General features: G+C 68.8%; 18 protein-coding genes. 15 read left to right on the top strand and 3 right to left on the bottom strand.

The window, feature by feature from the left end; genetic code table 11:
- Positions 1-99: 99 nt before the first annotated feature.
- Positions 100-612, bottom strand: coding sequence for a DinB family protein (locus AB0I23_RS03580; RefSeq protein ID WP_359106472.1), 513 nt, complete (start codon positions 610-612; stop codon positions 100-102).
- Between the two features lie 165 nt (positions 613-777).
- Entirely contained in the window at positions 778-1,587 is an 810-nt protein-coding gene (locus AB0I23_RS03585; protein ID WP_359106474.1) for a C40 family peptidase, read from the bottom strand.
- Positions 1,588-2,370: 783 nt separating this feature from the next.
- On the opposite strand from AB0I23_RS03585, the gene AB0I23_RS03590 reads away from it, so the two are divergent.
- From AB0I23_RS03590 to recQ, 15 genes are all read left to right on the top strand, one after another.
- Positions 2,371-2,730 (top strand): NADH-quinone oxidoreductase subunit A, encoded by a 360-nt coding sequence (locus AB0I23_RS03590; protein ID WP_003992243.1) that lies wholly within the window; start codon positions 2,371-2,373, stop codon positions 2,728-2,730.
- 18 nt (positions 2,731-2,748) lie between these two features.
- Positions 2,749-3,303, top strand: a complete 555-nt coding sequence (locus AB0I23_RS03595) for a NuoB/complex I 20 kDa subunit family protein (RefSeq protein ID WP_030926341.1) — start codon at positions 2,749-2,751, stop codon at positions 3,301-3,303.
- The gene (locus tag AB0I23_RS03600) at positions 3,300-4,010 is read left to right on the top strand and encodes an NADH-quinone oxidoreductase subunit C (RefSeq protein WP_359106476.1); all 711 of its coding nucleotides are present in this window, start codon (positions 3,300-3,302) and stop codon (positions 4,008-4,010) included. Before AB0I23_RS03595 ends, AB0I23_RS03600 begins: the two co-directional genes overlap by 4 nt.
- Positions 4,010-5,332 carry an NADH-quinone oxidoreductase subunit D gene (locus tag AB0I23_RS03605; RefSeq protein ID WP_359106478.1) on the top strand — a complete coding sequence of 441 codons (1,323 nt, stop codon included), beginning with the start codon at positions 4,010-4,012 and terminating at the stop codon, positions 5,330-5,332. The genes AB0I23_RS03600 and AB0I23_RS03605 overlap by 1 nt, the downstream gene beginning before the upstream one ends.
- Before the next feature lie 29 nt (positions 5,333-5,361).
- On the top strand, positions 5,362-6,123 hold the full coding sequence (gene nuoE, locus AB0I23_RS03610; RefSeq protein WP_359106928.1) for an NADH-quinone oxidoreductase subunit NuoE: 762 nt from the start codon (positions 5,362-5,364) through the stop codon (positions 6,121-6,123).
- A complete protein-coding gene (nuoF, locus tag AB0I23_RS03615; protein ID WP_359106480.1) occupies positions 6,120-7,502 on the top strand; it encodes an NADH-quinone oxidoreductase subunit NuoF in 1,383 nt (460 codons plus the stop codon). The genes nuoE and nuoF overlap by 4 nt, the downstream gene beginning before the upstream one ends.
- Complete coding sequence (locus tag AB0I23_RS03620; protein ID WP_359106482.1) at positions 7,499-10,045, top strand: NADH-quinone oxidoreductase subunit G; 2,547 nt, start codon at positions 7,499-7,501, stop codon at positions 10,043-10,045. Before nuoF ends, AB0I23_RS03620 begins: the two co-directional genes overlap by 4 nt.
- Positions 10,042-11,469, top strand: a complete 1,428-nt coding sequence (gene nuoH, locus AB0I23_RS03625; RefSeq protein ID WP_359106484.1) for an NADH-quinone oxidoreductase subunit NuoH — start codon at positions 10,042-10,044, stop codon at positions 11,467-11,469. Before AB0I23_RS03620 ends, nuoH begins: the two co-directional genes overlap by 4 nt.
- A complete protein-coding gene (gene nuoI, locus AB0I23_RS03630; protein WP_359106486.1) occupies positions 11,462-12,076 on the top strand; it encodes an NADH-quinone oxidoreductase subunit NuoI in 615 nt (204 codons plus the stop codon). Before nuoH ends, nuoI begins: the two co-directional genes overlap by 8 nt.
- Positions 12,073-12,900 carry an NADH-quinone oxidoreductase subunit J gene (locus AB0I23_RS03635; protein WP_359106488.1) on the top strand — a complete coding sequence of 276 codons (828 nt, stop codon included), beginning with the start codon at positions 12,073-12,075 and terminating at the stop codon, positions 12,898-12,900. Before nuoI ends, AB0I23_RS03635 begins: the two co-directional genes overlap by 4 nt.
- Complete coding sequence (nuoK, locus tag AB0I23_RS03640) at positions 12,897-13,196, top strand: NADH-quinone oxidoreductase subunit NuoK (RefSeq protein ID WP_037693122.1); 300 nt, start codon at positions 12,897-12,899, stop codon at positions 13,194-13,196. Before AB0I23_RS03635 ends, nuoK begins: the two co-directional genes overlap by 4 nt.
- Before the next feature lie 14 nt (positions 13,197-13,210).
- Positions 13,211-15,106: an NADH-quinone oxidoreductase subunit L gene (gene nuoL / locus AB0I23_RS03645; RefSeq protein ID WP_359106490.1), complete on the top strand. Its 1,896-nt coding sequence runs from the start codon at positions 13,211-13,213 to the stop codon at positions 15,104-15,106.
- Between the two features lie 5 nt (positions 15,107-15,111).
- Positions 15,112-16,683, top strand: a complete 1,572-nt coding sequence (locus AB0I23_RS03650; RefSeq protein WP_359106492.1) for an NADH-quinone oxidoreductase subunit M — start codon at positions 15,112-15,114, stop codon at positions 16,681-16,683.
- Positions 16,680-18,344, top strand: a complete 1,665-nt coding sequence (gene nuoN / locus AB0I23_RS03655) for an NADH-quinone oxidoreductase subunit NuoN (RefSeq protein ID WP_359106494.1) — start codon at positions 16,680-16,682, stop codon at positions 18,342-18,344. Before AB0I23_RS03650 ends, nuoN begins: the two co-directional genes overlap by 4 nt.
- 203 nt (positions 18,345-18,547) lie before the next feature.
- Positions 18,548-20,590 carry a DNA helicase RecQ gene (gene recQ / locus AB0I23_RS03660; RefSeq protein ID WP_359106496.1) on the top strand — a complete coding sequence of 681 codons (2,043 nt, stop codon included), beginning with the start codon at positions 18,548-18,550 and terminating at the stop codon, positions 20,588-20,590.
- 28 nt (positions 20,591-20,618) lie between these two features.
- On the opposite strand, the gene AB0I23_RS03665 is transcribed toward recQ, so the two are convergent.
- Positions 20,619-21,227 carry a Uma2 family endonuclease gene (locus AB0I23_RS03665; RefSeq protein WP_359106930.1) on the bottom strand — a complete coding sequence of 203 codons (609 nt, stop codon included), beginning with the start codon at positions 21,225-21,227 and terminating at the stop codon, positions 20,619-20,621.
- Positions 21,228-21,330 lie beyond the last annotated feature (103 nt).

Consider the following 21,330-nt stretch of genomic DNA (forward strand, 5'->3'; position numbering starts at 1 on the left):
GGTCCACGAGCGGGGCGCCCGCGATCTCCGTGCTGCGTGGAGGGCGTCGAGCCCGTTGTCCCGCTGTACGGAGCCGGAGCGGTCGGCGCCCCGGCCGGGTCAGTAGTAGCCCTTCTCGCCGTCGATGATCTCCCGTACGGCATCGAGGTGACCGGCGTGCCGGGCGGTCTCCTCGATCATGTGGAACAGCATCCACCGCAGATTCGCCTCGGCGATCTCGAAGTCGGGGTGACGGCCCACGTCCTCCAGGGCGTGGCCGGCGACGATGCCGTCGGTGACGGCGCACTGCTGCTCGTACTCCTTGAGGAGCTGCGCGAGTGGAATGCCGTCGACCCGCATGTCGGCATCCTCGGTGTCCGGGTCGAACCGCGGCCCCACGGCGGGCCGGCCGAGGAACATCACCTCGAACCAGTAGTGCTCGACCCAGCGCAGATGCGAGACGAGCCCGGCGGCGGTCAGACGGGGCGAGGCGGGCAGCACGGCCCGGTGCGCATCCGTCTCGGACAGCCCCTCGCACTTCCAGTGAACGACCGCTCGCTGCATGTCGAACCAGCCGAGCAACTGGGTCCGCTCGTCGGCTTCGTACGGAGGGCGTGTACGGGGTCGCACCATGGGACCGAAGTTACCCCGACCGGGCCTGCGTGCACAGGCCGATCCGGGAACGGAAAAGGTACCTGGGCGTCGGCGGCAGTACCGGGCCCGCCCGTTCCACGACGAAGGGCCGTCGCTCCCGAGCGGGGGAGTGACGGCCCTTCGTCGTGTTCGCGCGCTTGTGAATCAGAGAACGCGGACCGCGCCCGACGGCGGGTCGTAGCTCAGCGGGCGCAGCACCACACCGGTGCTCGGGTTCTGCGCACCGACGAACTGGCCACCGCCCACGTAGACGCCGACGTGGTACGCGGAGCCCGCGCCGCCCCAGTACAGGATGTCGCCCGGCTGGAGGTTGCTCAGCGAGACCTGGGTGCCGGCGGTCGACTGGGCCTGCGAGACGCGCGGCAGGTCGACGCCCACCGTGCGGAACGCGGCCTGGACCAGGCCGGAGCAGTCCCAGGAGTTGGGGCCGGTGCCGCCGGACACGTACGCGTCGCCGACCTGGGCCCGGACGAACGAGACGACGGAGGCGGCGGAGCCGGTGGCGCTCGACGAGGAGGAGGCCACGGCGGTGGAGCCGGACGCGCTGAGCGTCGTGCGGGCCTCGGAGCGGGAGGCGCGCAGGGCGGCCTCCGCCTTGGCCTTGGCGGCCGCCTCTGCCTTCTTCTTGGCCTCTGCCTTGCGGACCGCCTCGGCCTTGGCCTTCGTGGCGGCCTTGGCCGCGCTGGTGGCCGCGGCGTCCTCGTGGGCCTGCGTCTCCAGGTCCAGGGCCACCTGCTGCGTGGCCTCGGCGGACGCGGCGACGGCGGTGGAGAGCCCGGAGGTGAGGGTGGGCATCTCGATGGTCCGGGTCACCGGCTCGGCCTGGGCGGGACCGGCAGCGGCTGCGACCGCGATGGTGCTGAGGACGCCACCGGCAACTCCGGCCCGCAGTGCCGTTTTCGGGGCGCTTCGACGGGGCTTCCGGTGGCTGGGTATGTGAGCGGTGAGGGACATGAGTACTAGCGCTATCAGGGCTCCTGGGTTTCCTTCAAGAAACGTGTGTTGCGACACAGTTACGTTCGGAATCTGTGAATCCGCTTTCTGGCGGCCCTTATTGACGCCGTAACGGGCAAATCGGTCACGCTTCATCACCGCTGTGATCACGGACTTTCAGCAATTCGTCCGAATTGCCCGTCGCTTACCATCCGTTCACACCGATGGCCAAGCCCGCTTTTATTGAAGGTCGCGCGAAGTGACGCAGGTCACAGTGTGACTGTTACGCGGCGGGCATACGAGCGGCCGACGCGTGCGGTGGCGTCGACGGCGGGGCGGTCGGGGCGGTGGTCGGTGTGGTGAGTGACCTTTCGTCCGAAAGGTCATGAATGTGATCAGCCGTCCACATCGCTCCCCGCGCACCCCTCGCGCGGGTGACCCCAGAATGGGGCGGATCGGCATATCACCCCCCGCCGTCCATTGCCAATTTGCTGGGCGAGGCGTCTGATTGTTAAAGGAGCATCGCCTTGACCAGCAAGAACAACACCAGATGTCACGTCTCGTGATCACGCGGCCGCTGTGCGTACGAAGATCACCCCTCACTCGACTTCATGATCCTTTGCCAGGTGGTGGAGATCACAAAGTCGGTGTAGCACCCCGTGTCGCAGATCACAGGACGGCAGGCATAGGATGCGGGGCAGTCGGGCTTGTGAACTGCCTCACATGTGCACGATCTTGGTGAGGTGGCGAGCCGGTCGCCCGATGCGGTCCAACGGTCAAGGACGACTGGAAGGAGCGAGGAGCGTGAATGCCTACGCGCCCATCCTCGTGCTCGGCGCCCTCGGGGCAGGGTTTGCGATCTTCTCCGTGGTCATGGCCACGCTTATCGGCCCGAAGCGATACAACCGAGCAAAGCTCGAAGCGTACGAGTGCGGTATTGAACCCACCCCCACTCCAGCCGGAGGCGGCCGCTTCCCCATCAAGTACTACCTGACGGCGATGCTCTTCATCGTCTTCGACATCGAGATCGTCTTCCTCTATCCCTGGGCGGTCACCTTCGACGCCTTGGGGATCTTCGGGCTCGTGGAGATGCTGCTCTTCGTGCTCACCGTCTTCGTCGCCTATGCGTATGTATGGCGTCGCGGCGGCCTGGAATGGGACTGAGGGGCTGAGGGGCACACCATGGGACTCGAAGAGAAGCTGCCCAGCGGCTTCGTGCTGACCACTGTCGAGCAGGCCGCCGGCTGGGTGCGGAAATCCTCCGTCTTCCCCGCCACCTTCGGCCTCGCCTGCTGCGCCATCGAGATGATGACGACCGGAGCCGGGCGTTACGACCTGGCCCGATTCGGGATGGAGGTCTTCCGCGGATCGCCGCGGCAGGCGGATCTGATGATCGTGGCGGGGCGGGTCAGCCAGAAGATGGCGCCCGTCCTGCGGCAGGTCTACGACCAGATGCCGAACCCCAAGTGGGTTATCTCCATGGGAGTTTGCGCATCATCGGGTGGAATGTTCAACAATTATGCCATTGTGCAAGGTGTTGATCACATTGTTCCGGTCGATATCTATTTGCCGGGCTGCCCGCCGCGCCCCGAGATGCTGATGGACGCCATTCTCAAGCTCCACCAGAAGATCCAGGGTTCCAAGCTCGGGGTCAACGCGGAGGAGGCCGCCCGCGAGGCGGAGGACGCGGCACTCAAGGCGCTTCCCCTGATCGAGATGAAGGGGCTGCTGCGGTGAGCGACGAGCAGAACAACAACGGCGTACCGGCGCCGCGCGACGAGACCGGCGAGGTCATCGGCGTACGCAGGGGCATGTTCGGCGCCAACAACGGCGGCGACACCTCCGGCTACGGCGGTCTCGTCCGCACGGTGACGCTGCCGGGCGCCACGTCCCGGCCGTACGGCGGCTGGTTCGACGAGGTGGCCGACGAGCTCGAAGGGGCACTGGAGGAGCAGGACCTGCTTCCCGGGAACGCCATCGAGAGGACCGTCGTCGACCGCGGCGAGCTCACCTTCCACATCGCCCGCGAGCACCTGCTCACCGTGGCGCGAACCCTGCGCGACGACCCGGCCCTGCGCTTCGAGCTCTGTACGGGGGTGAGCGGTGTCCACTTCCTCGGCGACAAGGGCCGCGAGCTGCACGCCGTCTATCACCTGCGGTCGATCACTCACGGCCGGCTGATCCGGCTGGAGGTCTCGGCCCCGGACAGCGACCCGCACATCCCGTCGCTCGTCGCGGTCTATCCGACCAACGACTGGCACGAGCGCGAGACCTACGACTTCTTCGGGCTCATCTTCGACGGGCATCCGGCCCTCACCCGGATCATGATGCCGGACGACTGGCAGGGCTTCCCGCAGCGCAAGGACTACCCGCTCGGTGGCATCGCCGTCGAGTACAAGGGCGCCCAGATCCCGGCTCCGGACCAGCGGAGGTCGTACTCCTGATGACTACTCCCCATGCAACGCCTCGCGCCACGACCGAGGGGACTGTATATACAGTCACCGGCGGCGACTGGGACGAGGTCGTCGAGTCGGCGGTCAAGTCCGACGACGAGCGCATCATCGTCAACATGGGCCCCCAGCACCCGTCCACGCACGGCGTGCTGCGGCTGATCCTGGAGATCGACGGCGAGACCGTCACCGAGGCCCGCTGCGGCATCGGCTACCTCCATACCGGCATCGAGAAGAACCTCGAATTCCGGAACTGGACGCAGGGCACCACGTTCGTCACGCGCATGGATTACCTGACGCCGTTCTTCAACGAGACGGCGTACTGCCTGGGCGTCGAGAAGCTCCTCGGCGTCGAGGACCAGATCCCCGACCGGGCGACCGTCCTGCGCGTGCTCCTGATGGAGCTCAACCGGATCTCCTCGCACCTGGTGTGCATCGCCACGGGCGGCATGGAGCTCGGCGCGACCACGATCATGATCTACGGGTTCCGCGATCGTGAACTCGTTCTCGACCTCTTCGAGCTGATCACCGGGCTCCGGATGAACCACGCGTTCGTCCGGCCCGGCGGACTCGCCCAGGACCTGCCGCCGGGCGCGGTCGACCAGCTGCGCGAGTTCGTGAAGACCATGAAGAAGAACCTGCCGGAGTACGACAAGCTCGCCACCGGCAACCCCATCTTCAAGGCACGCATGCAGGACGTCGGCTATCTCGACCTGACCGGCTGCATGGCGCTCGGCGCCACCGGCCCGATCCTGCGCTCCGCCGGACTCCCGCACGACCTGCGCAAGACCGATCCCTACTGCGGCTACGAGACCTACGAATTCGACGTCCCCACCGCCGACAGCTGCGACGCCTACGGCCGCTTCCTCATCCGTCTGGAAGAGATGCGGCAGTCGCTGCGGATCATCGAGCAGTGCATCGACCGGCTCGCCCCCGGACCGGTCATGGTCGCCGACAAGAAGATCGCCTGGCCCGCTCAGCTCGCGCTGGGACCCGACGGGCTCGGCAACTCGCTGGACCACATCAAGAAGATCATGGGTACCTCCATGGAGGCCCTGATCCACCACTTCAAGCTGGTGACCGAGGGCTTCCGGGTCCCGGCCGGACAGACGTACACCGCCGTCGAATCGCCCAAGGGCGAGCTCGGCGTGCATGTCGTCTCGGACGGCGGAACCCGCCCCTACCGGGTCCACTTCCGCGACCCGTCCTTCACCAATCTGCAGGCCATGGCGGCGATGTGCGAGGGCGGCCAGGTCGCCGATGTCATCGTCGCCGTCGCGTCCATCGACCCCGTGATGGGAGGCGTCGACCGGTGACCGAAGCACGTCAGGAAGTCAGTCTGGGGATGCCGCAGCTCCCCGCCCCCGCCTACCCGGCCGAGGTGCGCGCCAGGCTCGAAGCGGACGCGAAGGAGGTGATCGCCCGCTACCCCGACAGCCGCTCCGCGCTGCTGCCGCTGCTGCACCTGGTGCAGTCCGAGGAGGGGTACGTCTCCCGTACCGGCATGGCGCTGTGCGCCGAACTGCTCGGCCTCACCACCGCCGAGGTCACCGGGGTCGCCACCTTCTACACGATGTACCGGCGCAAGCCGAGCGGCGACTACCAGGTGGGTGTCTGCACCAACACGCTGTGTGCGGTGATGGGCGGCGACGCCATCTTCGACCGGCTCAAGCAGCATCTCGGCGTCGGCAACAACGAGACGACCGAGGACGGCAAGGTCACCCTCGAACACATCGAGTGCAACGCGGCCTGCGACTTCGCACCCGTGGTGATGGTCAACTGGGAGTTCTTCGACAACCAGACGCCCGAGAGCGCGACGCAGCTCGTCGACGAACTCATCGCCGGGCGCACCGTCGAACCCACCCGCGGCGCCCCTCTCTGCTCGTACAAGGAGACCGCGCGGATCCTGGCCGGCTTCCCCGACCAGCGCCCCGGCGCCGTCGAGGCGACCGGCGGAGCGGGCCCCGCCTCGCTCGTCGGCCTCCGGCTGGCGAAGGGCGAGGAGCTGCACCCGAAGGTCGTCGCCCCGCGCGGCGAGACGGCCCGCGCCGACGCCCCGCAGGACCAGGACCGCGCGACCGGTCCCGCAGCAGAGGAGGGGGAGTGATGACGTTGGCAGCCGAAATCAACGACGGGGGCGGCAACGGCAGCGGGGCCAGCCCCGAGAAGCTGCTCTCGCCCGTCCTCTCCGCCTTCTGGGACGAGCCGGAGTCCTGGACCCTGGACACCTACCAGCGGCACGGCGGCTACGAGGGGCTGCGCAAGGCCCTCGCCATGTCCCCGGACGACCTCATCGCCTACGTCAAGGACTCCGGACTGCGCGGCCGCGGCGGCGCGGGCTTCCCCACCGGCATGAAGTGGCAGTTCATCCCGCAGGGCGACGGCAAGCCGCACTACCTGGTGGTCAACGCCGACGAGTCGGAGCCCGGGACCTGCAAGGACATCCCGCTCCTCTTCGCCAACCCGCACAGCCTCATCGAAGGCATCGTGATCGCCTGCTACGCGATCCGCTCCTCGCATGCCTTCATCTATCTGCGCGGTGAAGTCGTCCCCGTGCTGCGGCGCCTGCACGAGGCCGTACGCGAGGCGTACGAGGCGGGCTACCTCGGGACGAGCATCCTGGGCTCGGGGCTCGACCTGGAGCTCACCGTGCACGCGGGCGCGGGCGCGTACATCTGTGGTGAGGAGACCGCACTGCTCGACTCGCTCGAAGGGCGACGCGGCCAGCCCCGGCTGCGGCCACCCTTCCCCGCGGTCGCCGGTCTGTACGCCTGCCCCACCGTGGTGAACAACGTCGAGTCCATCGCCTCGGTTCCCGCGATCCTGAACAAGGGCAAGGACTGGTTCAAGTCGATGGGCAGCGAGAAGTCCCCGGGCTTCACGCTGTACTCGCTCAGCGGCCACGTCGCCAGCCCAGGACAGTACGAGGCCCCGCTCGGCATCACGCTGCGCCAGCTGCTCGACATGAGCGGCGGCATGCGCGCCGGCCACCGGCTGAAGTTCTGGACCCCGGGCGGCTCCTCCACCCCGATGTTCACCGACGAGCACCTCGATGTGCCCCTCGACTACGAGGGCGTCGGCGCCGCCGGTTCCATGCTCGGCACCAAGGCGCTCCAGTGCTTCGACGAGACGACCTGCGTCGTGCGGGCCGTCACCCGCTGGACCGAGTTCTACGCCCATGAGTCCTGCGGCAAGTGCACACCGTGCCGCGAAGGCACCTACTGGCTGGTCCAGTTGCTCCGCGACATCGAGGCCGGCAAGGGACAGATGGCCGACCTCGACAAGCTGAACGACATCGCCGACAACATCAACGGCAAGTCCTTCTGCGCCCTCGGCGACGGCGCCGCCTCGCCGATCTTCTCCTCGCTGAAGTACTTCCGCGAGGAGTACGAGCGGCACATCACCGGCAGGGGCTGCCCCTTCGATCCCGCCAAGTCGACCGCCTGGGCCGACGACAAGAACGCTCACCAGGGGGTGAACGCATGACAGTCACCACAAGTGCGCCCTCCGGGGGCGGCGAGGCGGCGGTCCCGCCCGAGGACCTTGTCACGCTGACGATCGACGGCATCGAGATCAGCGTGCCCAAGGGCACTCTGGTCATCCGCGCCGCCGAACTCCTCGGCATCGAGATCCCGCGCTTCTGCGACCACCCGCTCCTCGACCCGGTCGGCGCCTGCCGCCAGTGCATCGTCGAGGTCGAGGGCCAGCGCAAGCCGATGGCGTCCTGCACCATCACCTGCACCGACGGCATGGTGGTCAAGTCGCAGCTCACCTCGCCGGTCGCCGAGAAGGCGCAGAAGGGTGTGATGGAGCTGCTGCTCATCAACCACCCGCTGGACTGCCCGGTCTGCGACAAGGGCGGCGAGTGCCCGCTGCAGAACCAGGCGATGTCGCACGGCGGCGCCGACTCCCGCTTCGACGGCAAGAAGCGCACGTTCGAGAAGCCCGTCCCGATCTCCACCCAGGTGCTGCTGGACCGTGAGCGGTGCGTGCTCTGCGCGCGCTGCACCCGGTTCTCCAACCAGGTGGCGGGCGACCCGATGATCGAGCTGATCGAGCGTGGCGCGCTCCAGCAGGTCGGCACGGGCGAGGGCGACCCGTTCGAGTCGTACTTCTCCGGGAACACCATCCAGATCTGCCCGGTCGGGGCGCTGACCTCGGCGGCGTACCGGTTCCGCTCCCGCCCCTTCGACCTGGTGTCGTCGCCGTCGGTCTGCGAGCACTGCGCGGGCGGCTGCGCGACCCGCACCGATCACCGGCGCGGCAAGGTCATGCGGCGGCTCGCCGCCAACGACCCCGAGGTCAACGAGGAGTGGGTCTGCGACAAGGGCCGCTTCGGCTTCCGTTACGCGCAGCAGCGGGACCGGCTCACGACGCCGCTGGTACGGAACGCGGACGGTGTCCTCGAACCGGCGAGCTGGCCCGAGGCACTGGCTGCCGCGGCCACCGGGCTCGCCGCCGCACGCGGCAGGACCGGCGTCCTCACCGGCGGCCGGCTGACCGTCGAGGACGCATACGCGTACAGCAAGTTCGCCCGGATCGCCCTCGATACGAACGACATCGACTTCCGGGCCCGGGTGCACAGCGGCGAGGAGGCCGACTTCCTGGCCGCCCGCGTCGCCGGGCGTGGACGCGACCAGGGGGGCACCTCCCTGTTCGAGCGAAGCCGAGAACTCGGGGGAGGCAGCGGGATCACGTACACCTCGCTGGAGAAGGCCCCGACCGTCCTGCTGGTCGGCTTCGAGTCCGAGGAGGAGGCGCCCGGCGTCTTCCTGCGGCTGCGCAAGGCCCACCGCAAGCACGGCCAGCGCACCTTCGCCGTCGCCTCGCACGCCACCCGCGGTCTGGAGAAAGCGGGCGGCACGCTGCTGCCGGCCGCGCCCGGTACCGAGACCGAGTGGCTGGACGCGATCGCGGGCGGCGTCGGACTAGACGGCGACGGAGCCGCGGCGGCCGAGGCGCTGCGCGGCGAGGGCGCCGTGATCGTGGTGGGCGAGCGCCTCGCCGGAGTGCCGGGCGGGCTGACCGCCGCGGTACGGGCGGCCACCGCGACCGGGTCCCGGCTGGTGTGGATCCCGCGCCGGGCCGGCGAGCGCGGTGCGGTGGAGGCGGGCGCGCTCCCGTCGCTGCTGCCCGGCGGCCGCCCGGCCACCGACCCGCGTGCCAGGGACGAGGTGGCGGCCGTGTGGGGCGTCGCCGAACTCCCCTCCCGGTTCGGCCGCGACACCGGCCAGATCGTCGAGGCCGCCGCCACCGGCGAACTGGGCGCGCTGCTCGTCGCCGGGGTGGAGACCGCCGACCTGCCGGACCCGGCCCGCGCCCTGGAGGCGCTGGACCAGGTCGGCTTCCTCGTCTCGCTGGAACTGCGGCCCAGCGAGGTCACCGAGCGGGCCGACGTCGTCTTCCCGGTCGCCGCGGTGGCCGAGAAGTCCGGCACCTTCCTCAACTGGGAGGGCAGGGCCCGGATGTTCGAGGCGGCGCTGAAGCCCGAACAGATGACGCGGACACTCGCGCCGACCGACGCCCGGGTGCTGCACATGCTCGCCGACGCGCTCGACGTCCACTTCGCGCTGCCGGATCTGAGGTCCGTACGCCGTGAGCTGGACCGGCTCGGCGGCTGGACCGGTACACGCGCCACCGACCCGCACGAGTCGGCGCAGCCGCTGCCCCGGCCCGGCGACGGCGAGGCGGTCCTCGCGGGCCACCGGCTGCTGCTCGACCAGGGGCGGCTCCAGGAGGGCGACGCGGCGCTGGCCGGCACCCGGCACGCCGCGGTCGCCCGGCTCTCCGCCGTCACCGCCGCCGAGACGGGTGTGAAGGACGGCGATCTGCTGGCCGTCACCGGACCGTCCGGCAGCGTCGAACTCCCGCTGCAGGTCACCGACATGCCGGACCGGGTGGTCTGGGTGCCGCTGAACTCCGTCGGGCGGGGCGTACCGGCCGACACCGGTGTCCACCCCGGCGGTCTGGTCCGGATCGGCCCCGCCGCACCGGGTACTCCCGACGTCACACCGGAGGTGCGAGCGTGACTGCCCTCGCTCAACTGGCCGCGGCACCCGACCGCGCCGTACTCGCCGCCGAGGATCTGTCGATGTTCGGCACCGACCCCTGGTGGCTCGTCGTCATCAAGGCGGTGTTCTGCTTCGCGTTCCTGATGGTGACCGTGCTCTTCTCCATCGTGTGGGAGCGCAAGGTCGTCGCCTGGATGCAGTTGCGCATCGGCCCCAACCGGCACGGCCCCTGGGGCATGCTCCAGTCGCTCGCCGACGGCATCAAGCTGATGCTGAAGGAAGACGTCATCGTCAAGCGGGCGGACAAGGTCGTCTACGTCCTCGCGCCGATCGTCGCCGCCGTGCCGGCGTTCATGGCGATCGCCGTGATCCCGTTCGGGCCGTCCGGCAACGAGGTCTCGATCTTGGGGCACCGTACGGCGATGCAGCTCACCGACCTGCCGATCGCGATGCTCTACGTCCTCGCGGTCGCGTCGGTCGGGATCTACGGCATCGTGCTGGCGGGCTGGTCCTCCGGATCGACGTACCCGCTGCTCGGCGGATTGCGCTCCTGCGCGCAGATGATCTCGTACGAGATCGCGATGGGCGCCGCGTTCGCCTCCGTCTTCCTCTACTCCGGGTCGATGTCGACCTCGAAGATCGTGGAGGCACAGCAGGACCGCTGGTTCATCATCCTGCTGCCGGTCTCGTTCATCATCTACATCGTCACCATGGTCGGTGAGACCAACCGCGCCCCGTTCGACATGCCGGAGTCCGAGGGCGACCTCGTCGGCGGCTTCAACACCGAGTACTCGTCGATCAAGTTCGCGATGTTCATGCTCGCCGAGTACGTCAACATGGTCACCGTCTCCGCCGTCTCCACGACGCTGTTCCTGGGCGGCTGGCGGGCCCCGTGGCCGATCAGCACCTTCTGGGAGGGCGCGAACCACGGCTGGTGGCCGATGCTCTGGTTCGTCCTCAAGGTCCAGCTGCTGCTGTTCTTCTTCATCTGGCTGCGCGGCACGCTGCCCCGTGTCCGCTACGACCAGCTGATGAAGCTCGGCTGGAAGGTCCTGATTCCGGTCTCCGTGGTCTGGCTGATGCTGGTCGCGACCGTGCGGGCGCTGCGCAACGAGGGCTACGACTTCTCGAAGATCGTGCTGTACGTCGCCGGGGCCGTGATCGCGATCCTGCTGATCTCCTTCGTCGCCGACATCTTCCGGGACCGCTCGGCCAAGGCGGCCGAGGCGGCCGAGGCGGAAGCCGGGCCCGGGCCGGAGTTCGACCCGATGGCGGGCGGATTCCCGGTGCCGCCGCTGCCCGGCCAGACCCTGCCGCCGGTACCGCGCCGCAGGCCACGGAACGAGCGGGAGCTCGTTGTCAGTGGCGGGTCGGATACTCAGAGTGACGGCAGTCAGATTGGTGGAAGTCCGAGTGACGGAAAGGAGGCTGACGGTGTCTGAGCCATCGGAGTCCCCTGGGGACAAGTTCCAGAATCCTGTGGCCGGCTTCGGCGTGACCTTCAAGGCCATGTTCAAGAAGCGGCTGACCGAGCAGTACCCCGAACAGCAGAAGGTGACAGCGCCGCGCTTCCACGGCAGGCACCAGCTCAACCGTCACCCGGACGGGCTGGAGAAGTGCGTCGGCTGCGAGCTGTGCGCCTGGGCCTGTCCCGCCGATGCCATCTATGTGGAGGGCGCGGACAACACCGACGAGGAGCGCTACTCCCCGGGTGAGCGCTACGGCCGTGTCTACCAGATCAACTACGCGCGCTGCATTCTCTGCGGACTGTGCATCGAGGCGTGCCCGACCCGGGCGCTCACGATGACCAATGAGTTCGAGCTCGCCAACACCACCCGCGAAAGCCTCATCTACACCAAGGACGAGCTGCTCGCGGGCCTGGAGGAAGGCATGGTCGACACTCCGCACGCGATCTTCCCGGGCATGGACGAGCAGGACTACTACCGCGGGCTGGTCACCGAGGCGGCGCCCGGCACGGAGCGCCAGGTCGCGCTCTCCAAGGGGGAGTCCAAGGAGCAGGCGGCCAAGGACGAGGAGGTGGACGCATGACCGGGCTGGCCGCAGCGGCCTCCACCACATCGACCGGCGAGGCCGTCCAGTTCTGGGTGCTCGGCACGGTCGCCGTGATCGGCGCGCTGTCCACCGTGCTGATGAAGAAGGCCGTGCACAGCGCGCTGAGCCTCGCCGGGACCATGATCGTCCTGGCGGTGTTCTACCTGGCCAACGGCGCCTACTTCCTCGGCGTCGTACAGATCGTCGTCTACACCGGCGCGATCATGATGCTGTTCCTCTTCGTGGTCATGCTCGTCGGTGTCACGGCGGCGGACTCGCTGAAGGAGACCCTCAAGGGCCAGCGCTGGCTGGCCGCGGGCTGCGGACTCGGCTTCGGCGTCCTGCTGATCGCGGGCATCGGCAACGCCTCACTGAACAGCTTCAACGGACTCGGCACCGCGAACGCCGCGCACGGCGGAAACGTCGAGGGGCTGGCCAGCCTCATCTTCACCAAGTACGTCTTCGCCTTCGAGATCACCGGCGCCCTGCTGATCACGGCGACGGTCGGCGCGATGGTGCTGACCCACCGGGAGCGCACCGAACGGGCCAGGACCCAGCGGGAGATGTCGCAGGAGCGCGTACGCGGCAAGCACCTGCCGCCGCTGCCCGCCCCCGGTGTCTACGCCCGGCACAACGCCGTGGACATCGCCGGTCTGCTCCCGGACGGCACCGCGTCCGAGCTCACCGTCATGCAGACACTGCGGCAGCGCGGCCAGATCCGCGACGTGTCGAACGAGTCGCTGGCCGACCTCAAGGCGCTGGAGCAGCGCTCCGAGGAGCGGCTCGGCCGTGACCAGGACGAAGAGGAGGTCAACAAGTGAATCCGGTCAACTACCTCTATCTCTCCGCCCTGTTGTTCACCATCGGCGCGTCCGGGGTGCTGATCAGGCGGAACGCGATCGTGGTGTTCATGTGCGTGGAGCTGATGCTCAACGCCTGCAACCTCGCGTTCGTCACCTTCTCCCGGATGCACGGCAACCTCGACGGCCAGATCATCGCCTTCTTCACGATGGTCGTCGCCGCCGCCGAGGTCGTGGTCGGGCTCGCGATCATCGTGTCGCTGTTCCGTTCCCGCCACTCGGCCTCGGTCGACGACGCCAGCCTGATGAAGCTGTAAGGGGACGCTGAATCGTGGACAACCTCATTGCGCTGCTCGTCGCGGCGCCCCTGCTCGGAGCGGCCGTGCTGCTCTGCGGCGGCCGACGGCTGGACCGCTCCGGCCACTGGCTCGGCACCCTGTTCGCCGCCGCGTCGTTCGTCTTCGGTGCGGTGCTCTTCCTCGACATGCTCGGAGAGGGCGTCGAGGACCGGGCGATGCACCAGAAGCTGTTCAGCTGGATCCCGGTCGAGGGCTTCCAGGCCGATGTGGCCTTCCAGCTCGACCAGTTGTCGATGACGTTCGTGCTGCTGATCACCGGTGTGGGCACCCTGATCCACATCTACTCGATCGGCTACATGGAGCACGACGAGCGCCGCCGCCGTTTCTTCGGCTATCTGAACCTGTTCCTCGCCGCGATGCTCCTGCTGGTCGTCGCCGACAACTACCTGCTGCTGTACGTCGGGTGGGAGGGCGTCGGTCTGGCGTCGTACCTGCTGATCGGCTTCTGGCAGCACAAGCCCAGCGCGGCCACCGCCGCCAAGAAGGCGTTCCTGGTCAACCGGGTCGGCGACATGGGCCTGTCGATCGCGATCATGCTGATGTTCACCACGTTCGGCACGTTCGCCTTCGGTCCCGTCCTGGCCTCGACCGGGGAGACCGGCGAGGGCAAGCTGACGGCGATCGGCCTGATGCTGCTGCTCGCCGCCTGCGGCAAGTCGGCCCAGGTGCCGCTGCAGTCCTGGCTCGGTGACGCGATGGAGGGCCCGACCCCGGTCTCGGCCCTCATCCACGCCGCCACCATGGTGACCGCGGGCGTCTACCTGATCGTCCGGTCCGGCGCGATCTTCAACGCCGCCCCGGACGCGCAGCTGGCCGTCGTGGTCGTCGGTGGCGTCACGCTCCTGTTCGGTGCGATCGTCGGTTGCGCGAAGGACGACATCAAGAAGGCCCTCGCCGGGTCGACGATGTCGCAGATCGGCTACATGATCCTGGCCGCCGGGCTCGGCCCGATCGGCTATGTCTTCGCGATCATGCACCTGGTGACCCACGGCTTCTTCAAGGCCGGGCTCTTCCTCGGCGCCGGTTCGGTCATGCACGGCATGAACGACGAGGTCGACATGCGGAAGTACGGCGGCCTGCGGACGTACATGCCGGTCACCTTCATCACCTTCGGTCTCGGCTATCTGGCGATCATCGGTTTCCCCGGACTTTCCGGCTTCTTCTCCAAGGACAAGATCATCGAGGCGGCGTTCGCCAAGGGCGGCACCGAGGGCTGGATCCTCGGCGCCGTCACGCTGCTGGGAGCCGCGATCACCGCGTTCTACATGACGCGCGTGATGCTGCTGACGTTCTTCGGCGAGAAGCGCTGGCAGCCCGACGCGGAAGGTCATGCGCCGCATCCGCACGAGTCCCCGAAGTCGATGACGATCCCCATGATTGTCCTGGCGTTCGGTTCGGTCTTCGCCGGAGGCTTCTTCTCCATCGGCGACCGCTTCCTGAACTGGCTGGAGCCGGTCACCGGACACGACCACGGGCACGCCCCGGTCGGTGCCGCGACCGTCACCGCCGCCACCATGGTGGTGCTCGTCATCGGCGTGGCCATCGCCTGGGCGATGTACGGGCGCGGACCGGTCCCGGTGGTCGCCCCGCGCGGCTCGCTGCTCACCCGGGCCGCCCGCCGTGATCTCCTCCAGGACGACTTCAACCACGTGGTCCTGGTCCGCGGCGGCGAGCACCTCACCCGCTCCCTGGTGTACGTCGACCACACCCTGGTCGACGGGGTCGTCAACGGCACGGCCGCATCGATGGGCGGGCTCTCCGGCCGGCTGCGCAAGCTGCAGAACGGCTACGCCCGCTCCTACGCGGTCTCGATGTTCGGCGGTACGGCGGTCGTCATCGCCGCGACCCTGCTGATGAGGGCGGTCTGATCACCATGTCCTTTCCCCTCCTGACAGCGACGGCGGCGCTCCCGGCGATCGGCGCGATCGCCACCGCCGCCGTCCCGGCCGCCCGGCGCACCGCAGCCAAATGGCTGGCGCTGCTCTTCTCGCTGGCCACGCTCGTCCTGGCGGGCGTCGTGCTCGCCCGCTTCGAGCCCGGCGGCGCCCGCTACCAGCTCACCGAATCGCACGCCTGGATCAAGGACTTCGGCGTCCGGTACGAACTGGGTGTGGACGGCATCGGGGTGGCGCTCCTGGCGCTCACCGCCCTGCTGATCCCGTTCGTCATGCTGGCCGGCTGGCACGACGCCGATCCCCTGGAGACGAAGTCCTCGCGCTGGCGTCCCACCCAGGGCTTCTTCGCCCTGATCCTGATGGTCGAAGCGATGGTGATCCTCTCCTTCGAGGCCACCGACGTCTTCCTCTTCTACATCCTCTTCGAAGCCATGCTCATCCCGATGTACTTCCTCATCGGCGGCTTCGGGGACCGGGCCCACACAGGCAGCGACGAGAACGCCGCGGCGCAACGCTCGTACGCCGCGGTCAAGTTCCTCCTCTACAACCTGGTCGGCGGGCTCATCATGCTGGCCGCCGTCATCGGCCTGTACGTGGTGGCGGGCACCTTCTCGCTCTCCGAGATCGCCGAGGCCCGCGCAAGCGGCTCGCTCTCCATGGCGACCGGCACCGAACGCTGGCTGTTCCTCGGGTTCTTCTTCGCCTTCGCGGTGAAGGCCCCGCTCTGGCCGCTGCACACCTGGCTGCCCAACGCCATGGGTGAGGCGACCTCCCCGGTCGCCGTCCTGATCACCGCGGTCGTCGACAAGGTCGGCACCTTCGCGATGCTCCGCTTCTGCCTCCAGCTGTTCCCGGAGGCCAGCAAGTGGGCGACGCCGGTGATCCTGGTCCTCGCGCTGATCAGCATCGTGTACGGGGCGCTGCTCGCCGTCGGCCAGCGCGACATCAAGCGCCTGATCGCCTACGCGTCGATCTCGCACTTCGGCTTCATCATCCTGGGCATCTTCGCGATGACCAGCCAGGGCCAGTCGGGCGCCACGCTCTACATGGTCAATCACGGGATCTCGACGGCCGCGCTGATGCTGGTGGCGGGCTTCCTGATCACCCGGCGCGGTTCGCGGCTCATCGCCGACTACGGCGGGGTGCAGAAGGTGGCGCCGGTTCTGGCAGGCACGTTCCTGATCGGCGGACTCGCCACTCTGTCGCTGCCCGGCCTCTCGCCGTTCGTCAGCGAATTCCTGGTCCTGGTCGGCACGTTCAGTGCCTACCCGGCGGCCGGCATCGTGGCCACCTCCGGCATCGTGCTCGCCGCGCTCTATGTCCTCGTCCTCTATCAGCGGACGATGACGGGCCCGGTGAAGGCCGAGGTCCAGGGCATGGCCGACCTGAAGGTCCGGGAGCTGGTGGTGGTCCTCCCGCTCGTCGCGCTGTTGATCTTCCTGGGCGTCTACCCGAAGCCGCTCACGGAGATCGTCAACCCGGCGGTGCAGCACACCATGTCGGACGTACACAAGAAGGACCCCCAGCCTGAGGTGGAGGCCGCCAAGTGAGCGCAACAGCTGTCCACAGCCTGTGGACAATGGCGGGCGAGGTGACAGCGGCCGCCCCGGACGAGAAGTTCAAGGCGCCGGTCATCGAGTACGCCCAGCTGACCCCGGTCCTCATTGTGATCGGTGTCGCCGTCGTCGGCGTACTCGTCGAGGCCTTCGTGCCGCGCCGGGCCCGCTACTACACACAGGTCTTCCTGACCGTCGTCGCCCTCGCCGCCGCGTTCGCCGCGGTCATCGGCCTCGCGGCCGGGGGGTACGGCACGACGAAGGCGCACATCGCCGCGATGGGTGCCATCGCCGTCGACGGCCCCACCCTGTTCCTGCAGGGCGTCATCCTGCTGACGTCGCTGGTCGCCGTCTTCACCTTCGCCGAGCGCCGGCTCGACCCCGTGGCGCACGGCAACCGCGTCGACTCGTTCGCCGCACAGGCCGCCTCGGTGCCCGGCAGCGAGAGCGAGCAGGCCGCGGTCAAGGCGGGCTTCACCACCACCGAGGTATTCCCGCTGGTCCTCTTCTCCGTGGCGGGCATGCTGGTCTTCCCGGCGGCCAACGATCTGCTGACGCTCTTCGTGGCCCTGGAAGTCTTCTCCCTCCCGCTCTACCTGCTGTGCGCCGTCGCCCGCCGCAAGCGGCTGATGTCGCAGGAGGCGGCGGTGAAGTACTTCCTGCTCGGCGCCTTCTCGTCGGCGTTCCTGCTTTTCGGGATCGCCCTCCTGTACGGGTACGCGGGCTCCGTCTCGTACGCGACCATCGCCAACGTGGTCGACGGCTCCGTCACCCAGATCGACCCGGCGCTCGCCGACACCATGGGCAACGACGTGCTGCTCCTGATCGGCGGCGCGATGATCCTGACCGGGCTGCTCTTCAAGGTCGGCGCCGTCCCGTTCCACATGTGGACCCCGGACGTCTACCAGGGCGCCCCGACCCCGGTCACCGGGTTCATGGCCGCGGCCACGAAGGTCGCCGCGTTCGGTGCGCTGCTGCGCCTGCTGTACGTGGTGCTGCCGGGCCTCAGCTGGGACTGGCGCCCGGTGCTGTGGGCCGTCGCGATCGTCACGATGCTGGGCGGTGCGATCGTCGCCATCACCCAGACCGACATCAAGCGGCTGCTGGCCTACTCCTCCATCGCGCACGCCGGCTTCATCCTCGCCGGTGTCATCGCGACGACCCCCAGTGGCATCTCCTCGGTGCTCTTCTACCTGGGGGCGTACTCCTTCGTGACGGTCGGCGCGTTCGCCGTCGTCACGCTGGTGCGCGACGCGGGCGGCGAGGCGACACACCTGTCGAAGTGGGCGGGCCTCGGACGGCGCTCCCCGCTGGTCGCCGCGGTCTTCGCGGTGTATCTGCTGGCCTTCGCCGGTATCCCGCTGACCTCCGGCTTCGCCGGAAAGTTCGCGGTCTTCAAGGCGGCGGCGGAGGGCGGCGCGGGCGGCCTGGTCGTGGTCGGTGTGATCTCGTCGGCCATTGCCGCGTTCTTCTACATCCGGGTCATCGTGCTCATGTTCTTCAGCGAGCCGAAGGCGGACGGCCCGACGGTCGCCGTCCCGTCCCCGCTGACGATGACGACGATCGCGGTCGGCGTCGCGGTCACCCTGGTGCTGGGCCTGGCCCCGCAGTACTTCCTCGACCTGGCGAGCCAGTCGGGAGTGTTCGTGAGGTGACGCGGAGCGGCCGACCGGTTTCCCGGTTGCCGTTCCACTCGCGATCGCCGGGCGGGCTCGATTCCGAGACCGCCCGGCGATCGGCGTTCCGGGACCGGCAGGCAGCGCGGTATGTCAAGCGTGGCGGGCGTTGTCCCCGGCGGCGCTTATCGTGGCAGGGGACGGCGCAGGACAGAACGGGACGGACCCCGGGGGACAGAGCGATGAGCGGGACGGGCGGGACCATGGATGTGACCGAGAGCGCCGAGACCGAAGCGCAGCAGACGCTGCACCGGGTGTTCGGGTACGAGACGTTCCGCGGCGAACAGGAAGCGGTCGTCGACCATGTGGTGTCGGGCGGGGACGCGGTCGTCCTCATGCCCACCGGTGGCGGGAAGTCCCTCTGCTACCAGATCCCGGCCCTGGTCAGACCCGGTACGGGCATTGTCGTGTCACCGCTGATCGCGCTCATGCAGGACCAGGTCGACGCGCTGAGGACGCTCGGTGTGCGCGCCGGGTTCATCAACTCCACGCAGGACTTCGACGAGCGCCGGGTCATGGAGGCGGAATTCCTCGCCGGTGAGCTCGACCTGCTGTACCTCGCGCCGGAGCGGCTCCGCCTGGACTCCACACTCAATCTGCTCGCCCGCGGAAAGATCTCCGTCTTCGCCATCGACGAGGCGCACTGCGTCGCGCAGTGGGGCCACGACTTCCGGCCGGACTATCTGGCCCTGTCCGTGCTCGGCGAGCGCTGGCCCGACGTGCCCCGGATCGCCCTGACGGCCACGGCGACGAACGCCACGCACCAGGAGATCACCCAGCGTCTGGGCATGCCCGACGCGAAACACTTCGTCGCCAGTTTCGACCGGCCCAACATCCAGTACCGGATCGTGCCGAAGTCCGATCCGAAGAAGCAGCTGCTCGCCTTCCTGAAGGAGGAGCACGCCGGGGATGTCGGCATCATCTACTGCCTGTCGCGCAATTCGACGGAGAAGACCGCCGAGTATCTCTGCCGCAACGGCATCGAGGCGGTTCCGTACCATGCGGGTCTGGACGCCGGGACGCGTGCGCGCCACCAGGCGCGGTTCCTGCGCGAGGACGGTCTGGTCGTCGTGGCGACGATCGCGTTCGGCATGGGCATCGACAAACCGGACGTACGGTTCGTCGCCCACCTCGACCTGCCGAAGTCGGTCGAGGGCTACTACCAGGAGACCGGCCGCGCGGGCCGCGACGGGCTGCCGTCCACGGCCTGGATGGCGTACGGCCTCCAGGACGTCGTCCAGCAGCGCAAGCTGATCCAGGGCGGCGAGGGCGACGAGGCGTTCCGCCGCCGCGCGGCCGCCCACCTCGACGCGATGCTCTCCCTGTGCGAGACCGCCGACTGCCGCCGCGCCCGACTGCTCATGTACTTCGGCCAAGAGCCGCAGACGGCGGCCTGCGGCAACTGCGACACCTGCCTCGCCCCGCCCGAGACCTGGGACGGCACGGTGGCCGCGCAGAAGCTGCTGTCCACCGTGGTCCGGCTGAAGCGGGAGCGCGGCCAGAAGTTCGGCGCGGGCCAGATCATCGACATCCTGCTGGGCCGCAAGACCGCGAAGGTCATCCAGTTCGACCACGACCAGCTGTCGGTCTTCGGCATCGGCGAGGAGCTGTCCGAGGCGGAATGGCGGGGCGTGGTCCGACAGTTGCTGGCCCAGGGCCTGCTGGAGGTCGAGGGCGAGTACGGCACGCTGGTGCTGACGGAGGACAGTGGCTCGGTGCTCGGCCGCGAGCGCGAGGTGCGGCTCCGCAAAGAGGCGGCGAAGCCCGCGTCGCGCTCCTCGAAGGGCGAACGCAGGGCGAAGGCCTCGGCGGCCGTCGCCGAACTGGCCCCGGAGGCCGTACCGGTCTTCGAGGCGCTGCGCGCCTGGCGCGGCGCCCGGGCGAAGGAGCAGGGCGTCCCGGCGTACGTCATCTTCCACGACGCGACGCTGCGCGAGATCGCGACGGTGCGGCCGGATTCCCTGGAGGAGCTGGGTGGTGTCGGCGGCCTGGGCGAGAAGAAGCTGGCGACATACGGGGAGGGGGTGCTGGAGGTGCTGGTGTTGTTCGGGGACGCGGGGCCCGAGGAGCCGGAGGCGGTACCCGCACCGGTCCCGCACCACGCTCCGGCCCCGACGTCGGCCCCGGTTCCGGCCCCGACGTCGGCCCCGGTTCCGGGAGCGCAGGCGGTTCCGGCGGCGGACCCGGAGTTCGGCTGGGACGAGGAACCACCCGAGTACGAGTGAGCCCCGGGGCCGGGCGGCGGGGGCCGGACTACTCCGGGTCCGCCGCCCGCCGTCGCGGGGTGATCGCGGTGAGATCGAGATCGATCGGGAAGGGCACGGAGACCTTCATCCGGTCGTGGAAGATGCCGGTGGAGATGTAGGCGCCGGTGGCGGGTTCCAGCTCGAAGACGTAGACCACGGCTCGGCCGTCCTGGTTCTCCACCCGCCAGAAGTGCGGGATCTTGACCCGGGCGTACTTCACCGGCTTGGTCTCCCGGTCCCGCGACCGCGACTCGGGAGACACGACCTCGATGGCCAGCTGTACCGACTCCGCGGGGAAGCGGGTCTGGTCCGGGTCCTGAATGACCTCGCCGTCGACGACGATCACGTCGGGTTCGGGCCGGTTGTAGCGGTCGATGTCGATGGTGAACTCGCGCACCACCTCAAGGTCGCCTGGTGCCAGTGATTGCAACTGCCAGTTGAAGAAGTCGACCGCCCGTGAACGGAACAGGCTCTGCGGACTCACGAAAACAAGGCTCCCGTCGATCAGCTCCGTGTGCGGAGGCAGATTCGGAAGCCGGTCCAGGTCATCGGCGGTCCAGCCGCCCACGGGCGGAACCGCCCACCGCGGCTCGGGGGCCTCGGGTTCGACGCTCATCAGTGCTCCCATGCGTCGGAGTCTCGCGGGACTTTCCAGCGTATCCGCCGGGAATGGGATAGGGCTCCACCGAACGTGTGAACGCCCCGCGCACTGTTGACCG

The sequence above is a fragment of the Streptomyces atratus genome, from assembly GCF_040655115.1.
Taxonomy (GTDB): domain Bacteria; phylum Actinomycetota; class Actinomycetes; order Streptomycetales; family Streptomycetaceae; genus Streptomyces; species Streptomyces atratus_D.